An 18604-nucleotide genomic window follows, 5' to 3' on the forward strand; every position below is an offset into this window, starting at 1 on the left:
GTAGGGTGAATTAGCTGGTTAACCGATGATGGTCAATTGTTTAGGAAAAGAAGTCAAGACCTCTACCCCGTCGTCTGTAACCAAAACGTTATCTTCGATGCGTACGCCGCCGAGGCCAGACATATAGATGCCCGGTTCAGCCGTATAGACCATGCCAGAGCGCAATAGATCCGGATTACCGCCGTAAATGGACGGGTATTCATGAATCTCTAAACCGAGACCATGACCTGCCCGCGTAATGAAGTAATCTCCGTACCCTTTACTGGCGATGACATTGCGTGCAGCCGTATCCAAGCTGCCGATGGCCACGCCAGGCCGACCGGCGCGAATCATGCTTTCATTCGCCTCAAGCACGGCGTTGTAGATTTGTTGCAGTTGATCGCTGATCTGCCCGACTGCGAATGTGCGCGTAATGTCCGAGGCATAGCCATCGACAAAAACACCAGCATCAATCAACAGCAGCTCGCCTTCGCGAATCACGGTTTGACCTGGCACGCCATGCGGAAGCCCGGACTTCTCTCCGGCAAGTACCATCGTCTCGAAAGAGGGGCCATCGGCACCCAGTTTTTTCATGCGGTACTCCATTTCGGCGACGACGTCCAGCTCCGTGATGCCCGGCTTAATCAATGGAAGCGTGGTGCGGATCACTTCTTCAATACAGTGAATAGCCCGTTTCATAACAGCGATTTCCGAATCGCTTTTGATGACTCGCATCGACGTAAGATGAGGCTCCAGGTCGACGGCATCGCTAGCCCCAGTCATCTCCATAAAAGCATGATAGCGCTTAACATTCATATGTTCAGCTTGAATGCCGATTCGCGAGATGCCCGCTTGCAAATGACATTTTAGCGCTTCAAACGGATTCTCTTCATCGCGGTGCGAGTAAATTCGGCTTACGCTTGACGTCCGGGACGCTTTCTCATGATCAAGCACTGGAACGAATAAGAAAGGCTCCTCCCCTTTCACACAGACAAGTGCCATCAATCGTTCGTGTGGTTCTGAATAAAAGCCTGTAAAATAATACACAAGCTTAGGCAGCGTAATAAAAGCCGCGTCGAGCCCTTCCGACTCCAGAAGGGCATTCAATTTCAACAATCTTTCGTTCATCGAGTTACGACAACCTTTCTCTAATGATGTGTCCACGAAGTCTTCAATTAAATTGTATCATGAGTGCATTCGAAGATTAAAGTCGACAGCTTACAAATTATTTCCCCGAATGACATCTTGTAACTTCTCTTAAAATGAGGTATCATTAGATGATATTTTTTGAAAAGTGATGTGTATACGCTATGTTAACCAATCAATTGCTAGATTCCCATCAAAAAATAAGCCCCATCCCTTGGCCGACAGGTCAAGGGATTTTTTTTCCTTGGGGAAAAACTTCTGTAGGAGGTCATCATTGATGAGCATTGACAACAAATCATCCGTCTGGGCTATTTGGGTCTCGCTGCTAAGTAACATAATCCTTACTGCTATCAAAATTGTCATTGGTCTAATCTTTCATAGTGAGGTTCTTCTAGCAGACGGGGTTCATAATGCCGGTGACATTATCGCGACGATTGCCGCATTAAGTTCCATGCGGATATCCAAGCTTCCAGCAGACGATGATCATCCCTACGGCCACGGTAAAGCTGAAGTGCTAGGCTCCGGATTTGTCGCCTTTATTTTGGGGTTAGCCGCCATATACATTGGCTATCATTCTATCGCAGCTTTGTTTGAGGAGCCTACACAGCCTAGCCTGATTGCGCTTGCTGCAGCCTTCGTATCGCTCGTATGGAAATATGTCCTCTATGTGTACACGATGAACATCGGGAAACGAACAAACAGCAAAGGACTGATCGCCACGGCCAATGATCACTTGGCTGACGTCTATGCTTCGCTGGCCGCAGTCGTCGGGATTGGGCTTGCTTTTATCGGCAAAGCTTATGGCATTCATGTGTTGGCCTACGGCGACGCCGCTGCGGGGCTGATCGTTACGCTGCTGGTACTCAAACTCGCCATTGAAATGGGCAAAGAATCGTTTGATGTATTGATGGAAAAGACGGTCGATCAGGAAAAGATTTTGCAGTATACGTCACTCATCGAAGCCATTCCGCAAGTGAAGCGAATCGATCGCATTCGCGCACGGGAGCACGGCCATTACATTTTGGTCGATGCGCGCGTCTCCATTCCCGGCGAGTTGACCGTGCAGCAAGGGCACGACATTTCAAGGGAGATCAAGCGATCGATTATGAACCAGCATGCAGACGTTGATGAAGTGCTGATCCATTTGAATCCTTGGTACAAAGATTAGCTAACATAAAAGGACTTCCCTGTATAAGGGAAGTCCTTTGCTGTCATCAATGATTTTTGAACAGGTCAGCGTATTGGCCATACCCTTCTTTTTCCAAATCAGCTTTCGGGATAAAGCGCAGCGCAGCCGAATTGATGCAATAACGGAGACCATTCGGTCCTGGACCATCATTGAATACGTGGCCCAAATGAGAGTCGGACTCTTTGCTACGCACTTCGGTACGAATCATGCCGTGGGTGATATCGATCTCTTCCGTCGTTGAAGCTTGCTCAATCGGTTGTGTGAAACTCGGCCAGCCGCAGCCGGAATCGAATTTATCTTGCGAGCTGAACAGCGGTTCGCCGGATACGATATCCACGTACAGCCCTTCTTCATGGTGATCCCAAAATTCATTGCGGAAAGGCGGTTCCGTCGCGCTATTTTGCGTAACTTCAAATTGCAGCGGGGTTAAGCGCTGTTTCAGCTCGGCCACATTTTTGGCTTTGCCCCAATGCTTCTTAATAAAAGCGTCTCTGCCCGAACCACTGCGGTACATTTTGTAGCGGAGCGCATTTTTCTTGTAATAGTCCTGATGATACTCTTCAGCCGGATAAAACGTCGACGCAGGCACGATCTCCGTCACGATCGGCTTGTCGAATCTGCCGCTCGCCTGCAGTTCCCGCTTCGATGCTTCAGCAAGCTGCCGCTGCTCTTCACTGTGGTAAAAGATCGCCGTGCGATACGAATGCCCTTTATCATGAAACTGGCCTTCAGGATCGGTCGGATCGATCTGCTGCCAATATACGTTCAATAATTCCTGATAACTGATGATTTGCGGATCAAACTCGATTTGCACCGCTTCCGCGTGGCCTGTCGTCTCGGAACACACTTCTTGATACGTAGGATTCTCTTTATGTCCGCCCGTGTAGCCGGAAGTGACTTGGATAATGCCGTCCCATTGATCAAAAGGCTTCACCATGCACCAGAAGCAGCCACCGGCAAATGTTGCTAATTCACTCATTATGTTCTCACTCTCCTTACTTTTATCTACTCTTATCATAGCAAAAAATAGGCGCAGCACCAAAAGCACCGCTCATCTCCATGAACGGTGCTCGTTTGGGTTTGACCTACAGGCTGTTAAATGTATCTGTCAACACAGGCACGATTTGCGATTTACGTGAAACAACGCCTTTCAGTGTTGCTTTGTTGTCGTTCAATGTCACGTTGTAAGCTTTCTCAACAGCGTCAGCTTTGCGACCTAGTGCCAAGCCTACGGAGTCGTTGTTCAAAATATCTGTGACAACGAACAGGAACAGATCCAGGTTTTTGTCAGCGATGATCGTTGTAATCGCTGCTTCCAAGTCTTCTTGACGCGCAAGCACTTCATTCACGTCAACAGCGTTTACTTGGGCGATTTCTACTTTGTAGCTGCCCATTTGGAATTCTTTCGCATCCAGCGAGATCAATTGAGCAATCGTTTTGTCGCTCAGGTCAGCACCCGCTTTGAGCATGTCAAGACCGTAGCTCTCGGCGTTCACGCCGGCGATTTCTGCAAGCTCACGCGCTGCAGCCACGTCTTGCTCGGTGCAAGTCGGGGATTTGAACAGCAAAGAGTCGGAGATGATCGCAGACAGCATCAAGCCTGCGATTTCTTTATCGATAGCTACGCCGTTCTCTTTGTACAATTTATTTAAAATCGTAGCCGTGCAGCCTACAGGCTCAGCGCGGTAGTACAGCGGATGGCTCGTTTCAAAGTTCGCGATGCGGTGGTGGTCAATGACTTCAACGACGCGCACTTGATCGATGTCGTTAGCGCTTTGTTGACGCTCTACGTGGTCAACCAGAATCACGTTCTTCGCTTCATTGGCAACGGTATCCACTTGACGAGGTGCTGCTACTTTGAATGTATCCAGAGCAAATTGAGTTTCGCCGTTTACGCTGCCTAGACGAACAGCCTCAACGTTTTGTCCGAGCTTTGTTTTCAGAGCTGCATAAGCAAGTGCTGAGCAGATTGAGTCAGTGTCCGGATTTTTATGTCCGAAAATCAATGTTTTTTCCATTTTAGAACTCCTAACATGTTAAAATGACGAAGGTTTCGTCTCTATTTAGGATTATACTAAAATATTCAAGTAAATTCACTACTAAACCTTAGGCATTAGTGTGTATTCTTTTTCAGCTTCCGTTTCCACGTCCGGAAGCTATCCCCTTCCTGCACCACGATGCGGTGCAGCTCTAACGGCGGCTGCGCGGATGTGGCCATACCGGGCAGCGTCGTGAAGGCGTAGCGGAAGCCCGCCTCCTGTAAAATACCGAGCGTCGTCTCGTTATACTCGCCGTACGGATAAGCGAACACGTCAGCCACCGTCCCGAGCTGACGTTCAATCTCATGACGCGAGGTGACGATCTCCTCGCGCTGGGCTTCGGCCGCCAGCTGCGGCAGATGCGGGTGGGTCATCGTGTGGGGCTGCACATCCCACTTGTTCTCCCGCATCTCCCGGATCTGCGGCCAGGACAAATACGCGCCTTGCCCGACCATACCGGGCAAGATGAACACAGTCGCCGGGAAATCGTGCGACTTCAACACAGGCATCGCCAGCTCATAATTGCTGGCGTACCCGTCGTCGAAGGTCAGCAGCACCGGCTTGTCCGGGGCGACCTTCTTCTTCTCCAGGATGAGCGCAAACTCTTGCAGCGTTAGCGGGGTGTACTGATGCGCCGCCAAGTAATCCATCTGGCGGGCAAAATGATCCGGGCGAAGCATGTAGATGTTGCCAGGCGAATCCCCGATGCTGTGATAATTCAGCACGGGGATGGCAACGACACGCTTCGCCTGATCGGCCCCGATGAGCGGCGCGGCGAGCATCAGGGTCGTTAATATGGCGGCGATGCGGCGCCATGTGTGCATAATAGACCTCCGTTCATCAACACGTCTGGTAACGGATTACCTTATCCCCTCAGGCTAACCAACTCGATGCCTAAATATGTGAAAAGGAGTGGGCGCCCTGCACCAGGCGCTCCACTCCCATAGCTTTAATTGCTTTTACGTTTATGATAGCCGCGTTCATCGTACGGTTGAAGCTGCTCGATCCATTTGGCCTCGCGCTTCTTCAGCTCATCCTTCACATCGAAGAACGGCTCATCCTTCACTTCAAACGTTTCTAGAAATTCAAAAGCGAACGCATCCGCCCCGTACTGCTTCCATTCCTCCTGCAGCTGGCGGTTAAGATGCGTGCCCATCCCGAGCAGCCCTTGCCGTCCGTTAATCGACTTCACATTGCGAAGCGTATCGATAAAAATTTTACCGTTTACGGTGTTGCGGATCTGATAAACACCCGCTTCGGTTTTCAACTCTTTATACATTTGCTGCAGTTCTTTTCTCCGGTTCATCTCATTCGACTCCTTCTTCTTCATGATGTTCAACCTTTCCGCCAATATTGACTGCCATCATCCTTACGATCTAAAAAACCATATTCAATTAAATATCTGCGCAGCAATACATGATCATGATAAATCGGCTTTAAAATCTCATTGACTTCCTTTTCATCATACGTTCGTTCCGCCTCAAACTGCTTAACGATTTCTTTCAGCACGATCAGCTTGTGTTTTTCCTGTTTGCCAAAAGCTGTAAGACCGCCGCCAAGGCCATCAGGAAAGTATTTTTTGACGATTTTATCGTACTCATCCTGGGTCACATTGTAGCGTTCGTCGACCATCGTCGCGGTTTTGTGGAAATCGACAAATGCCGGCGCGTGCTGGTCTTTTTCCTTCAGAAGCTCCATCAAAGTTAAAAATACTTTCGACTGCCGCTCCTTTTCTTTCAGCCCAAAACGGTGGTTGCGAATCGTGGAGGCGCTCCCGATCCCCATTGCCTGCTGCACCTCACTGTCACTTTTCCCTTCGTAAAAGAGCTGGATTAAACTATTTTGATGGTCTGTTAGACCTGTCAGCTTCTTATCCAATCCGATCAAATAATGAAATACAGAGCCATGCGCTTGCTGAATATGGATCTTCATATACCGCTCTGCCTCGTAAAAAGCGCCGGCATGCGGGTAGACGACCCCTCTTTCCGTTTGGCTGCCACATAAAAGGCAAGTAAACTGATCGCCTTCCTGTACATACCCGCTCTTCATTTCATCAACCGATGCATTCCAGAACCATTCATCTATGCTCATATCACAAACACACCTTTTCTTCGTTTGTCTTACAGTAGACATATTAATACATTGTCTACGATTTTGTCAATCTGCAGAAATAACAAAAAAGAGCTAAGCGGCTACGCACGCTTAACTCTATGGTTTAGTTATTCAGCCCCGGGAATTCCGCATCGCATACAACAGCTTAGGGCCATTCGCAGCATGTTCAGCATCGATAAAAGCCTGGTAGGCTTCGGACTCCATCGGATAAATGGCGATCCTCCCAGCGTCATTATAATGTACGCCCCAACCGTATTTCTTTGGCAGCATCGATGCCCGCAAACATGGGTGGTTTTTGGCAAATAGCGCTGCATGGATGTCATCGCCCCGTTCTTCGACCTCGCTTTGCGGAATTTGCTTATGCCGAATATGTATAGCGAAGATTAGCTCATCTTGCGTATAAGCATACGGCTCATTGATAAGCAGCTCATATTGAATCAAATGCGCCGGTTTGGTGTCTTTTTTGGCCGTTGGCACAACTCCATGTTCGACAGGACAATCAGGCGATACTCGAATGAAAGTGTTTACGTAACTTCCCATATTATTGGCCTCCTCCAGCCGCGAGTTGACTGAGCTTGCCCATCGTTTCCCAATTGCGGGTCGTTGCTTTCACGCCTAACTTTTTCTCGATAAACGTGTTGCTGAACTTTGACTTCCCGTAATTTGCCGAAACTATGTACACTTGGCGGTCGACCAAGCGAAATTGGTCAACGTCATTCTGAGCCGCCTGCAGCTTGGCTATAGCTTCTGGCGCAGGCTGATTCGCCAGCAAAGTGACATAAAGCTTCGCCCCGCTGTCATTGCAAGGAGGAAAAGGATTGGCGGTCAAAACGTCCTCCCATTCCGCCGAAGTTCGAATCAGCACAGGCACATCAAAATCAAATGTTTGTTTGATCGCTTGTTCAATCTGCGCCTCCAATTTGGAGCTTTCCAGCTGCTCTGCCTCAAAGATGACATTTCCGCTCTGAATGTAAGTTATCACTTGTTGAAACCCCATGGTTTCAAACATGCCGCGGAGCTGATCCATTTTGATCATTTTTTGCCCGCTGACATTAATGCCGCGCAGCAGTGCGATATATGTTGGCATGAGAAGCACCCTCTCTTCTTCTCAAAACTTTTTTTCAAAACATAAACTGCTCGCGGTGTGCACATATTCTCCAAATGGCTCGATCGGATAATAGCCGTTCTTCGTATATAAGGCGATAGCCTCCGGTTGCGGAGCGCCGGTTTCCAAACGAATGATAGAATAGCCCAAGCCAATCGCTTGTTGCTCCAGGAATGCCAGCAATTGCGTGGCGATGCCCCGTTTGCGGTACGATTTGTCAACAAAAAATCGCTTCAATTCGGTGCTATCCGCATCAATCGGACGCAGCGCGCCACAGCCGACAGGCGTTTCACCGTCATAGACAACGGCGAATGTAATTTGTTCCACGGAAGGATCGGTAAAGTCGACAAAATGGATTTCATCTATCGGATACCGTTCCATTAAATCCTGATCCAATTTGGCAATAAGTGCTAATAAGTCCGCATTTGTATGATGTACAAGCTGTATGTTGAAACCCATGATCCAAGCAGCCTCCATTATTTCCAAAAATGTTAAATCGTAATCGTGCGAATTTTCGCCGGTACTTCCCTCCGCTGTTTGGGGTACCCAAGCGATGCGTTAATAAATCTGCAGCGGTGCTCCACGTAATCCATTCTCTCATGAATATGACCGAAGCACCAAATTTTACCGGCTAGCTGGTCGGCATATCCCGATCCGTCAAAATAATAAAAGCTCGTCGTCAGCTCCAGCTCTCGCCCCTTCGGCACCCGGCTCCAATCCGGTGATACATGGGTCACGATGACGTCAGACGCGGCGATCACTTTTTCCAGCTTCGCCTTCTCCAGCTGAAACATGTCCAAGGTCATTCGCGGCTTGCCGCGCAGGTGCGTGTAATCATTGGACACTTGAATCCATTGCTTGAAAATATGATCCTGCGTCGATTTGAGCACTTGAATGCCATATTGCAGGTCATACCACATGCCGCAGCCGCCGAATACGATGCCATCAAGCATCACCGTGTCGCCGTCCAAATAGCGGATCCCCGGCAGCCTGTCGGCGATCATCATCATATGACGACAGCGGTCCATCGAATCCCGGCTCCCCTGCCGGGCGAGCGACGCCTTGTCCAAGTAATAATCGTGATTGCCCATCACCACAACAATATTGGCATAATACTTCTTCAACTGTTTGAGGAAGAGGTAGTTTTGCTTATTGCTATGACCTAAGTCTCCGGCTATAAGCAGTGTGTTGGAGACATCTTCAGGCAGCAACTTGCGGATAAATCGCTTTAACTTCCACTCCTGCCACCATAAGCTCGATGTCTCATTCACCCAAAAATCCAGATGAATATCGGATATAAGATCGAATTGCCGCATGAAATCCCTCGTTGTGATCGATATATAGTGAGTTTACAACAGAATGTTGCATCCATCCAACAACAATTTTCAAAGATTTCCATGAAAAGCTTGAAAGCCTTTGTACCGTATACTATACTTTGGGCAAATACCTGCAAAAGGAGAATTGACCGATGGATGAATCTCCCCCATCTACATACGAGATTGCCCAAGTGTGTCTCAAGGCCGGGAAAATCATGCTAGAGAACGGCGGTGAAACGTACCGCGTGGAGGACACAATGATCCGCATTGCAGGCGCTTTTGGTTTTCCTAACGCACATAGCTTCGTAACGCCGACCGGCATCATTTTTTCATTCGACGGTCCTGAACAGATCACCCGGTTAATCCGGATATCTGAACGATCGACAGATCTTCATAAAGTGACGGAGGTAAACGCCATCTCGCGGCGGATCAGCCAAGGCCAGCTTTCGGTGGCGGAAGCGAACCGCCTCCTGGAGCGCATTGATAAAGCAAGCCCGAGCTACCCGAACTGGTTCAAGATCTTGTCAGCCGCCGTCGCAAGCGGTTGTTTTCTTATTATGTTTAACGGTCAATGGCACGATTTTGTCTCTGCGTTTGTGATCGGCGGCGCTGGACTTTCTTTTCTCATCTACTTTCATCGTGTGGTGCCGATTAAATTTTTCGCCGAGTTCCTGGCCTCCCTGTTGATTGGCGCGATGGCGTTCCTGCTTCTGCGAATCGGCATTGGCCACGATCTGGATAAAATCATCATCGGGTCGGTCATGCCGCTCGTTCCGGGACTGCTTATTACAAATGCGGTCCGGGATTTAATGGCCGGTCATTTCGTTTCCGGAGTCTCCAAGGGTGCCGAAGCTTTTTTTACCGCTTTTGCCATTGGGGCGGGCATTGCCTTCGTTCTGTCATTTTATAACGGAGAGGGGATGGCTTAATGCTTGCGCAGCTTGCGACCAGCTTTGTAGCCACCGCCGCTTTTGCCATACTTTTTAATGTGCCAAGACGAACGCTTCTGCAGTGCGGGTTTGTCGGCATGGCGGGCTGGATGCTCTATTTGCTGTTCCTGCAAATTCCGCTCAATCCGATCATGGCCACATTGATCGCTTCATTTGTCGTGACGTTGACCAGCCAAATTTTTTCCAAAATCTATAAAACACCTGTCATCGTGTTCAGTGTCTCCGGCATCATTCCGCTCGTTCCCGGAGGACTGGCGTATGACGCCATGCGCAATGTCGTGGAGAACCAGTATGACCTTGCCGTCCAGCTGGCAACCAAAGCGTTTATGCTCTCTGGTGCGATTGCGATCGGACTTGTGTTCTCGGAAGTAATTAACCATGTCATGGGCAAATCGAAGCCTCGTTAATCAGCCATAAGCTCTCTGAGGAACATCTGCCTGTTCTCCAAAAAACGGCGCGTAATCTGATAATGGTCGGTGTCCTCATAGCGGATTCTGGCCAGCGGTTGATCATCAAAATGAATAATATCGGCATCCGGATAGCCGAGCAAAATCGGAGAGTGTGTAGCGATGATGAGCTGCGCACTCTTTTGCAATTCATGAATCAGGCTTAAAAAAGAGAGTTGTCTCGTCGGCGACAGCGCGGCCTCAGGTTCATCCAGCAGATACAGGCCTGGCCGGCCGAATCGGTTTTTGAATAACGATAAAAACGATTCACCATGCGACTGGTGATGCAGCGATTTGCCGCCGTAATAATCGTAAATGCGCAGGTCTTCCTTCGCCAGCTCATCGATATGGGAAGCGAACTGATAGAACGATTCCGCACGCAAAAAGAACCCATTACTCACCTTCGGCTTCCACGATAAGCGGATGAATTGGCCTAGATGCGATTCGGAGGCGTCCAGTTCATAGCTGTTATTCCGCCCGCCCCCGCCGGTATGAAATCCGCACTGATACGCTATCGCTTCCAGTAACGTCGATTTACCGGAACCATTTTCACCTACAAAAAAAGTGACGCGCTTCTCCAGGCGCAGCCTGTCTAGTTGCCGGATCGCTGGAATGTGGAACGGGTATTGGCGCTCGTTGGGAATGACTTCGTTCAATTTTGTTATTTCGTGCAAAAACATAAGCATCACCTTGAATTTGTATATAGATTTCGTTTCGTTTATAGGTTTTACCTATCAAGTTCATTATTACTATATATTGGTACTCGGTGATTAGTTCCGATAAGATTATTCCAAGACAACGCTTAGAATGGAGTGTACACGTATGAACGATTCCAAAAGAAGTCCTATCCAGTCGAAGTTCGACGAAGTCGCCGCCAACTATGACGGACAGCGGAAAAAACTGATTCCGTGCTTTGATGATTTTTATCAGATTGCCGCTTCACTGATCCAAGCCGAGGATAGCGCACCGCACATTCTGGATCTCGGGGCTGGTACTGGACTGTTCTCCCGTTTTGCCTTGGAGCGCTATCCAGATGCCAACTTGACGCTGATCGACTTATCGGAAGCGATGCTGGACGTAGCTAAGGCGCGCTTTGGCGCCGATCATCCTCACATTACGTATATTGCTGGGGACTACTTTCACTATGACTATCCGGTATCTTACGATTGTATCATATCCTCGCTATCTATCCACCATTTGGAGGACGAGGAAAAAGAAGCGCTCTACAGGCGCGTCTACCAGCTGCTGAAGCCGGGCGGCATCTTCGTCAACGCGGATCAAGTGCTGGGCAGCACGCCTTATCTGGACCAGCTGTACCGCTCCGACTGGCAAGAGAAAATTGAGCGCACAGACTTGAGCCGCGATGCGCTGACAGCCGCATATGAGCGCACCAAGCTGGATAAAATGGCGCCGCTCGATCAGCAGCTTGGCTGGCTGCGTAAGGCCGGCTTCTCCGACACGGATTGTGTATACAAGTACTACAACTTTGTTGTGATGTACGGCAGGAAGCTTTAGAAGTTTAGAGGTAGCGGCTCCGCAAATATTGCGCCAATGCCTCTGCATTCTGTTCGATCGCTGCTGGAACCGGCGTCGAGATCATCTCTCGCATTTGTCCACGTTCATAAACACAGTGATGATCATAGCAGCCTTCAAGTTGCAGCGAATATGTCAGACACTGCGGTATATTCGTTGCAACCCCCATATTTTCCGGGTGATGGATCCATGCGAGTTTTTTCCAATCCAGGATGCCTTCATCCGTACGTATCGGGGTTGCATAGGAATAGTCGCTTGGCAATTCAGCCAAATAGAGATACATGCCGCCAAAATCGGCGCCATCCTCGGTCCACGTCACAAGCCCTTTAAAATGAAGCGAATAGCGCTCGATCTGTGTTTCCTCGTGAATTTCCCGCTTCATGGCTGCTCTGGTAGCCTCGCCTAGCTCGACCTTCCCGCCGACGCCATTCCAACAGCCCATCCAGCTAGATTTCTCGCGGTTGAGCAGCAAAATTTCATCGCCGCGTTGAATGAAGCAGAGATTGTATTTGATGATGTTCGGGTTCATTTGAGCGCTCCTATCCAATCATTTCTATGTATAGTTAGTTTGACTTGCCCGCACAGCGAAAGTTGCGCAGCCGGGAGCATCAGGTGACCACAACGGCTGCAACGCAAAAAAGACAGCTCATTCAAGCTGTCTTCTATCCTGCCGCTGCGCCACTCACTAGGCCAAGGCCAGCTCATATGGCAAGCAAAGCGGCGTACCCGTGCGCGGATCCTCGACGATGTCGGCCTCGATGCCGAACACCTCGCGCAGCACTTCCGGCGTCACGACTTCGTTCGGCGAGCCTTCTGCGACCACCTTGCCGTTCTTGATCGCAACAACATGCTGCGCATAGCGCGTAGCATGGTTCAGATCGTGGACGACCATAATTATCGTCCGTCCTTCTTGCTCCTTCAGCCGCTCCAGCAGCTTCAGCACTTCCAGCTGATGCGCCATGTCCAGGAACGTCGTCGGCTCATCCAACAGCACAATGTCCGTCTGCTGCGCCAGCGCCATCGCGATCCACGCCCGCTGACGCTGACCGCCGGACAACTGATCTACCGGACGATCTGCAAAGGCGCTCATCCCCGTCACCTCAATGACGCTGTGAATGATCTTGCGATCCTCCTCCGTCAAGGAGCCAAACCCTTTCTGATGCGGATAACGGCCATATCCGACCAATTCAGCGACCGTCAATCCGTCCGGAGCGGTCGGGTTTTGCGGCAGGATCGCCAATTGCTTGGCAACTTCTTTCGTCGATTGCTTATGTATCGATTCGCCGTCCAGCAGAACACTGCCATGCTTTGGCTTCAAAATACGCGCCAGCGTTTTCAAGATCGTCGATTTCCCAGAACCGTTCGCACCGACCAAGGCCGTGATTTGCCCGTTGGGCATGGACACGTTCAAATCTCGAACAATCAAACGCTCCTCATAAGCGATATCCAAATGCAGCGTAACCAAACGATCTTTTCCCAAAAAGCTCATCTCCCGCTCTATCTATTCTGAAGAGTATATAATGAGAATCATTATTAATTGAATGATAACGATTCTCATTATAAAAGAGATAGCAGCTAAAGTCAATGCACAACTACTCCCGGAGCGCCTCTTTCAACTTTGTTGACATCGTTTCCATCGCTTGCGTCGCTTTCGACGCTGGACGCTTGGCGCTGCGCAGCTTGGCGATTTCCTGCTTTAACATCAAATTTTCCTCTCTGAGCTTGACGACTTCATCCTTCAGCTCATCTACGGACATATTGTCAATGGACATTCATCTTTCCTCATTTCTAATCTCAGGTGAAAACCCCCTCCGAACAGCCGGATTTATCCTGCCGTCGAAAGGGGTTCAAGCCATACGCTTCAATTTCTATTATGCAAGTTCAATGACGTAAAGCCGGCCTGTCTCTTCCCAAACTTCACCTGGGGCTAGAGACACCAGACCGATTTGGTCGGCAGGCAGCTGCTTCACATTCGGCGCATTGACCAAATTCATCTGCGGTTCTGGGCAGAAGAAGCCTTCTGTCGCTCCGTTATTCCAAATCATCCATTGCTTGTACGACGTGCCAACATCGTAAACCAGCTTCACACCAGCTTTGGCGTCCGTCAATTCCATGTAATTGCGGCCGTTTTGCGGGGCTGTTGTGTAATGGTTGTCCATCGAAGCGAAAAATGGCGACAAACCACCTGTCTTCATCTTCTCTTCGTCCGCCGTTAATGGCTGGAATTCACCTGTCGGCAGCATTCTGTCGTTCAACGCCCAGCGATTGCCGATCGTCATCTTGAACGTGTAGTCCGCTGCGCTGCTATTCGGCGCAAATGGCGCATTGATGGCCGTGTGGAACGCCAGCAGACATGGCATCGCATCTTTGCCTTCATTATGAACACTGATTTGCTTATGCAAACCGTGAGCGTTCAACGTGTATGTCAAACGAATCGTAAACTCGTGCGGTAAGTAAGTGTAAACAGCATGTCCCTCTCTTACTTGCAGCGCCAACGTTACACGGCTCTCGGTTTCATCGGCGGTAGCCTTCTCAACCGCCCATGGAATGTCATGGACGAATCCGTGCAAGTGGTTGCCGGTTTTCGCTTCGTTCACCGGAAATTCGTAAACTTTGCCGTTCCAAGGAAATTTGCCGTCTTCATAACGGTTAGGCGGAAATAAAACGGGAATGCCGTGAATGATCGGTCTCGCTTTAAAAGAGTCCATCTCTTCCAATGTCGGCTCATGTAAAAACCGGTAACCGCTTTCTACATCCCGGAATGCAATCAAATTCGCACCGATTTCCGGTAATACTGCTGCTTCATAACGGCCTACTTGCAGCCAAACCGCCTTTTCTCCTTGATACGTGCCCGCAAATGCTTTCGCTGTCATACGCCAAGCTCTCCTCCCACTACTGTGCCAATAATTGGTCAAGCCATTAAACTAACTTTAATTCATTTCGCAGATTGAAGTCAATGGAAGAAAGGAACTCGCCAAATGGACAAAAGAGACCTGTGCCCTGGTAGACACATGGTCTCTTATGACAAGTTAAGGCAGCAGTCCTTGCTTCACTATCATCTGCAGCGTCTTGTTGCGGTCACCGGTCACCTCCCAAGTCATCGCGCCGCCTAGGCCTTTGGATTTAATGTAATCAATTTGGGCTTGAATGGATTGCTCATCGGGTGTAGCCATTTTTGTTAATGTAATTGGCTTGCAGATCGTTGAAATCGTATGAACCATGCTCCCATGTGCCTGTTTGCGAGACGCCGCTGCAGCTTTGGTATTGACCGCCGTTCACATTGGCACAGCCGCCCCACCCTCTTCCATAATAAGGAAGTCCGAGCACGAGCTTCGCTGCAGGCACACCTGCGGAGAGAAATGAGGTGATACTGGAATCGACATTGAAATGAGTCGGATCGGCATTGGGATCTGCAGGATCATAGTAGAACGGTGCGTTCTGCCGCAAAAATAAAAAAGCAGAACTGTGGCTCCGCTTTCCTCGCTGCAACCTTTCAAATTGGCGCGAAAATTAGGAATAACGGAACTCCCGTTCCGCTATCCCACATCCGCTAGCCTGAAAATAATTAATAGCGGAAGTCCCCTTCCGCTATTTACTCTGAAGCCTATGAAACCAACGTGGAATTCCTTTCCGCTAACCACTCTGCGCCACACAGTTCAGGCTGCACATGATCTACACGCTCTGTGCCGTTACTGAGATCAAGGAGCACCCTCTCCCGGGTTCTGTCCCGCAATCGACGCTGCACATAGAATTTGCGCATAGAGAGCTTCCTTGTACGCTTGCTACTCAAACCAAAAAACTTGTCCGTACAAGTTGAATGGCGTATTTTTTAGCGGGGTAAAAGACGTGCTGTAGATTCCCGAATGACTAATTCAGGCTTGTATATTTTCCCGGCATCGGGGCTGTTGACACTTGTTTTTTCAATCATTTGGATTAACAACTCAGCCGCATCGGTACCCAATTCTGCTTTAGGATGGGCTAAAGTCGTTAATTTCACTTCCGTCGCCGTGGCCAAGGAAGAGTCGTCAAAGCCGACGATCGAAATGTCCTCCGGGACTTGTAATCCGACGGTGCGAATGGCTTCCAGCAGCTGCACGGCAAGCTCATCGTTATAGCAGACGATGGCCGTAGGCCGCTGTTCGCCGTCAGCCAGCATCGCCAGCGCACTTTCGTATGGCGTCGTCGTTTTCTCCTCGGTCGTATAATCGACCACACAATCCGGAGACAAAGGAATTTGCTCGTGCCGATGTGCGCGAATAAACCCTTTAAGCCGGTTCACCCCTTGCAAATCATCGGTTTTGAAAAATCCGGCAATCCGCCGGTGCCCAAGCTTGATAAGATGCTGCGCCGCCAGAAACCCGCCCTCTTCATCGTCTACGATCAATGAGGGACAGTTCATTTCCGGATAACGTGCATTGATCATCAAATATGGGATGTTGTGGTAATCGAGCGATAAGAAATAATTAAGATTCGGATTTCCTTCCGCACTTTTCGTCGGCTCAATGATTAACCCGCTGAGCGGCTGACTCATCAGCATATGCAGGCTTTCCTTCTCTTTTTCCTTGTCGTTGTCCGTGCTGGACAGCAGCAGCCTATAGCCTTTATTTCTCAAAGCGGCTTCAGCACCGCGCACAATATGCGGGAAGATATAGTCGGAAATATATGTGGTCACGACCCCGATCGTCTGGATGTCGCGCCCTTTTTGCATTTGCGGTGTGGAGACAAAAGTCCCTTTCCCTTGAACGCGGTACAGCCAGCCTTCCTGCTCCAGCTCCCCGAACGTTTGCCGTACGGTTTGCCGGCTCAACTGAAATTGCTCGGCAATTTCATTCTCTGAAGGCATCTGCTCGTCCGGCTTTAATTTCCCGGCATGGAGCCATTCCAAAATTTCCTGTTTTAACTGCAAGTACTTGGGCAATTGCTTTTCTTTCATGCTTCACCTCAGGTGTTTCATTCATTCTTGTCGTATTATAGCATTGCTTGAACTTGTATGTACATATGAGCTGATTCCACTGAGGAGACGTACCAACGCGTTCTGTTACAAAAAAAGGAAAAACCCGTCCATAAACGGGTTTTCCAGCGTAAGCTGAGCAAGGTGAGCCAGTGCCTATTGTCTAAGACCGCACCTGCTTTTTTCGCGCAATAATCGATTGGTAATGCAGTTTCATGCCGTCTTCCATTGTTACAATCGTAAACTGTTCCATATCAAACACTTCCGCCACCAAGCGCTGAATATGCGCATCCTCATAAAAAGCAAAAAACCGCTGCGGCCTGTAGTTATCTTCCTCCCAGATCCCTTCGCTTTCATAGCCGCCATATAAGCCAAGGTAGAGGAGACCGTCCGGCTTTAGCACTCGCTCAATCTGCTCGAGCACCTGCCGGAGGCTTGCCTTAGGCACATGCAGCAGCGCATTCATCGTCCATACGGCATCGAATGACTCCGGAACGAATGCCAGCGCATAAAAATCCATCGCTTCCGCTCTCAGACCTTTTTGCCGGCAAATGCGAACCATCTCTTCGGATAAATCGACGCAGGTCACGTCACAGCCATGCTGCTGCAAATATTCGGCTTGATGCCCCGGGCCGCTCCCCAAATCCACAACCGCTGCTGCCGGCTTCAAATGAGCGAGAAACTTCTGCATCTCGGTTATTTTCCAAGACTGGACTTCCGATTGATTGCGCTGTTGAGCTTGTTGGTCATAGCTCGTTTTCAAGATGGATTTGACTTGTGTATCTTCCACGCCACACGCTCCCTTTGTCTTACAGCCTAGAGGCTGCTCAACGCCGCATCAACTAGCTGATCAAAAACTTCATCTTCCTCCAACAGCTCTTCAACGGCTTCAATATCTTCTTCTTTTCCGGACTCTTTGGAAAAATTCAGGGCATAACTCCAGTCTCTGCGGCTTTTGCTCTGCAGGGTGATCTCGTAAGGAAACTCATGTCCTTGTACCGTGAACTCCACATGTCCTAAATAGCCGTCCTCTTTGCTGTGTTCCATCGTAGCTTTCAAAATTTCAATCATGCTCATCGTCCTTTTCATTCATTTATGGGTTCATCTATCTGTAAAATCAGCTTGTCCAGCCAAGCCCATATGGCATTCACTGTTTTGTGCATATTGGTCATTCCCGCTTCTACATAGGGCTCATGATCGCGAAAATAATCGGCATGTCCACCCAGGATGGACACCCCTTGACGACTGACAGGCGCATGCTTCTCCCGGCTCCAGCGCCATCTTCCCGAAGGCATTCGGATCCAGCCGCCCCAGCTGCCGATCCACGGAACGGGATCCAGCGTGCTTTTTCGGCGATACTCGGCATGAATATAGAGCACCCGCTCTTTCCAAGGGGCTGGAATCCAGTTTTTGGGCGAGCCGATCTGGATGACACCGATAACCTCTCTGCCTTCCTTGCTCAAAAGCTCGGCTGCTTGCATGGAGGCAACGGCTCCTCCACTGTGGCCAATCAAGAGCAACGGCTCTTCAGGCGAAGCATGCTGGCGAATAAATGTATACAAACTTTTCGCGCCGTAGTCTGGCTGCCCCACCGGAGCCGAATCGGTACCCGAAGCTGTTGATCTCTTCATCCACAAATCTTTGCCGATTTCATGCAGCTGCCGCAGCGCATTCCGCGACCAGTCCCCATACGGGAAATGAATGCTCACTTGCCCATGCCAGCCTGATTGCTGAAACCGGGACGCCAGTTCGGCAGCAAACGCATCTAAAAAATTAGGCGCTGTGGCGAAGCCCGCCGATATGTATACCGCGATCCGCTTATTTGTAGACAGGCTCAT

Annotated in this window: 25 protein-coding genes; 4 read left to right on the plus strand and 21 right to left on the minus strand. The window is 49.5% G+C overall.

What is annotated here, in order from left to right:
* Nucleotides 1–18: 18 nt before the first annotated feature.
* Nucleotides 19–1107 (minus strand): M24 family metallopeptidase, encoded by a 1089-nt coding sequence (locus O9139_RS09355; RefSeq protein WP_270879194.1) that lies wholly within the window; start codon nt 1105–1107, stop codon nt 19–21.
* A gap of 295 nt (nt 1108–1402) precedes the next feature.
* On the opposite strand from O9139_RS09355, the gene O9139_RS09360 reads away from it, so the two are divergent.
* Nucleotides 1403–2293 carry a cation diffusion facilitator family transporter gene (locus tag O9139_RS09360; protein ID WP_270879195.1) on the plus strand — a complete coding sequence of 297 codons (891 nt, stop codon included), beginning with the start codon at nt 1403–1405 and terminating at the stop codon, nt 2291–2293.
* Between the two features lie 46 nt (nt 2294–2339).
* On the opposite strand, the gene msrA is transcribed toward O9139_RS09360, so the two are convergent.
* The 9 genes from msrA to O9139_RS09405 form a co-directional block, all read right to left on the minus strand.
* Nucleotides 2340–3293 (minus strand): peptide-methionine (S)-S-oxide reductase MsrA, encoded by a 954-nt coding sequence (gene msrA / locus O9139_RS09365; RefSeq protein ID WP_270879196.1) that lies wholly within the window; start codon nt 3291–3293, stop codon nt 2340–2342.
* Nucleotides 3294–3399: 106 nt separating this feature from the next.
* Complete coding sequence (locus O9139_RS09370; protein ID WP_270879197.1) at nt 3400–4332, minus strand: manganese-dependent inorganic pyrophosphatase; 933 nt, start codon at nt 4330–4332, stop codon at nt 3400–3402.
* Nucleotides 4333–4427: 95 nt separating this feature from the next.
* Nucleotides 4428–5177, minus strand: coding sequence for a polysaccharide deacetylase family protein (locus tag O9139_RS09375; RefSeq protein ID WP_270879198.1), 750 nt, complete (start codon nt 5175–5177; stop codon nt 4428–4430).
* Between the two features lie 125 nt (nt 5178–5302).
* A complete protein-coding gene (locus O9139_RS09380; RefSeq protein ID WP_270879199.1) occupies nt 5303–5659 on the minus strand; it encodes a GIY-YIG nuclease family protein in 357 nt (118 codons plus the stop codon).
* Nucleotides 5660–5688: 29 nt separating this feature from the next.
* Nucleotides 5689–6444, minus strand: a complete 756-nt coding sequence (locus O9139_RS09385; RefSeq protein WP_270879200.1) for a DUF2087 domain-containing protein — start codon at nt 6442–6444, stop codon at nt 5689–5691.
* Nucleotides 6445–6576: 132 nt separating this feature from the next.
* On the minus strand, nt 6577–7005 hold the full coding sequence (locus O9139_RS09390) for a DUF6157 family protein (RefSeq protein ID WP_270879201.1): 429 nt from the start codon (nt 7003–7005) through the stop codon (nt 6577–6579).
* 1 nt (nt 7006) lies between these two features.
* Entirely contained in the window at nt 7007–7552 is a 546-nt protein-coding gene (locus O9139_RS09395; RefSeq protein WP_270879202.1) for a DUF1697 domain-containing protein, read from the minus strand.
* A gap of 21 nt (nt 7553–7573) precedes the next feature.
* Nucleotides 7574–8029 (minus strand): GNAT family N-acetyltransferase, encoded by a 456-nt coding sequence (locus O9139_RS09400; RefSeq protein ID WP_270879203.1) that lies wholly within the window; start codon nt 8027–8029, stop codon nt 7574–7576.
* A 32-nt stretch (nt 8030–8061) separates the two neighbouring features.
* On the minus strand, nt 8062–8886 hold the full coding sequence (locus O9139_RS09405) for a metallophosphoesterase family protein (protein ID WP_270879204.1): 825 nt from the start codon (nt 8884–8886) through the stop codon (nt 8062–8064).
* Between the two features lie 152 nt (nt 8887–9038).
* On the opposite strand from O9139_RS09405, the gene O9139_RS09410 reads away from it, so the two are divergent.
* Both O9139_RS09410 and O9139_RS09415 read left to right on the plus strand, forming a co-directional pair.
* Nucleotides 9039–9815: a threonine/serine exporter family protein gene (locus O9139_RS09410; protein ID WP_270879205.1), complete on the plus strand. Its 777-nt coding sequence runs from the start codon at nt 9039–9041 to the stop codon at nt 9813–9815.
* A complete protein-coding gene (locus tag O9139_RS09415) occupies nt 9815–10243 on the plus strand; it encodes a threonine/serine exporter family protein (protein ID WP_270879206.1) in 429 nt (142 codons plus the stop codon). Before O9139_RS09410 ends, O9139_RS09415 begins: the two co-directional genes overlap by 1 nt.
* Here the strand turns inward: O9139_RS09415 and O9139_RS09420 are convergent.
* Nucleotides 10240–10962, minus strand: coding sequence for an AAA family ATPase (locus O9139_RS09420; protein WP_270879207.1), 723 nt, complete (start codon nt 10960–10962; stop codon nt 10240–10242). The two genes, O9139_RS09415 and O9139_RS09420, sit on opposite strands and share 4 nt — an antisense overlap.
* 142 nt (nt 10963–11104) lie before the next feature.
* Here O9139_RS09420 and O9139_RS09425 point away from each other — a divergent pair, with 142 nt between their 5' ends.
* On the plus strand, nt 11105–11797 hold the full coding sequence (locus tag O9139_RS09425) for a class I SAM-dependent methyltransferase (RefSeq protein ID WP_270879208.1): 693 nt from the start codon (nt 11105–11107) through the stop codon (nt 11795–11797).
* A 4-nt stretch (nt 11798–11801) separates the two neighbouring features.
* On the opposite strand, the gene O9139_RS09430 is transcribed toward O9139_RS09425, so the two are convergent.
* The 10 genes from O9139_RS09430 to O9139_RS09470 form a co-directional block, all read right to left on the minus strand.
* Entirely contained in the window at nt 11802–12344 is a 543-nt protein-coding gene (locus O9139_RS09430) for an NUDIX hydrolase (protein ID WP_270879209.1), read from the minus strand.
* A gap of 156 nt (nt 12345–12500) precedes the next feature.
* Nucleotides 12501–13295, minus strand: coding sequence for an ABC transporter ATP-binding protein (locus tag O9139_RS09435; RefSeq protein ID WP_270879210.1), 795 nt, complete (start codon nt 13293–13295; stop codon nt 12501–12503).
* 112 nt (nt 13296–13407) lie between these two features.
* Entirely contained in the window at nt 13408–13587 is a 180-nt protein-coding gene (locus O9139_RS09440; protein ID WP_270879211.1) for a hypothetical protein, read from the minus strand.
* Nucleotides 13588–13686: 99 nt separating this feature from the next.
* Entirely contained in the window at nt 13687–14688 is a 1002-nt protein-coding gene (locus tag O9139_RS09445) for an aldose 1-epimerase (protein WP_270879212.1), read from the minus strand.
* A 156-nt stretch (nt 14689–14844) separates the two neighbouring features.
* Nucleotides 14845–14988, minus strand: a complete 144-nt coding sequence (locus O9139_RS33175) for a hypothetical protein (protein WP_333742553.1) — start codon at nt 14986–14988, stop codon at nt 14845–14847.
* Complete coding sequence (locus O9139_RS33180) at nt 14972–15262, minus strand: glycosyl hydrolase family 18 protein (protein ID WP_333742554.1); 291 nt, start codon at nt 15260–15262, stop codon at nt 14972–14974. The genes O9139_RS33175 and O9139_RS33180 overlap by 17 nt, the downstream gene beginning before the upstream one ends.
* A gap of 382 nt (nt 15263–15644) precedes the next feature.
* The gene (locus O9139_RS09455) at nt 15645–16748 is read right to left on the minus strand and encodes a GntR family transcriptional regulator (RefSeq protein WP_270879213.1); all 1104 of its coding nucleotides are present in this window, start codon (nt 16746–16748) and stop codon (nt 15645–15647) included.
* Nucleotides 16749–16929: 181 nt separating this feature from the next.
* Nucleotides 16930–17556 carry a class I SAM-dependent methyltransferase gene (locus O9139_RS09460; protein WP_270879214.1) on the minus strand — a complete coding sequence of 209 codons (627 nt, stop codon included), beginning with the start codon at nt 17554–17556 and terminating at the stop codon, nt 16930–16932.
* Nucleotides 17557–17582: 26 nt separating this feature from the next.
* Nucleotides 17583–17837, minus strand: coding sequence for a hypothetical protein (locus tag O9139_RS09465; protein WP_270879215.1), 255 nt, complete (start codon nt 17835–17837; stop codon nt 17583–17585).
* A gap of 14 nt (nt 17838–17851) precedes the next feature.
* A complete protein-coding gene (locus O9139_RS09470) occupies nt 17852–18604 on the minus strand; it encodes an alpha/beta hydrolase family protein (RefSeq protein WP_270879216.1) in 753 nt (250 codons plus the stop codon).

The organism is Paenibacillus aestuarii (assembly GCF_027789125.1).
Classification (GTDB): Bacteria; Bacillota; Bacilli; order Paenibacillales; family NBRC-103111; genus Paenibacillus_E; species Paenibacillus_E aestuarii.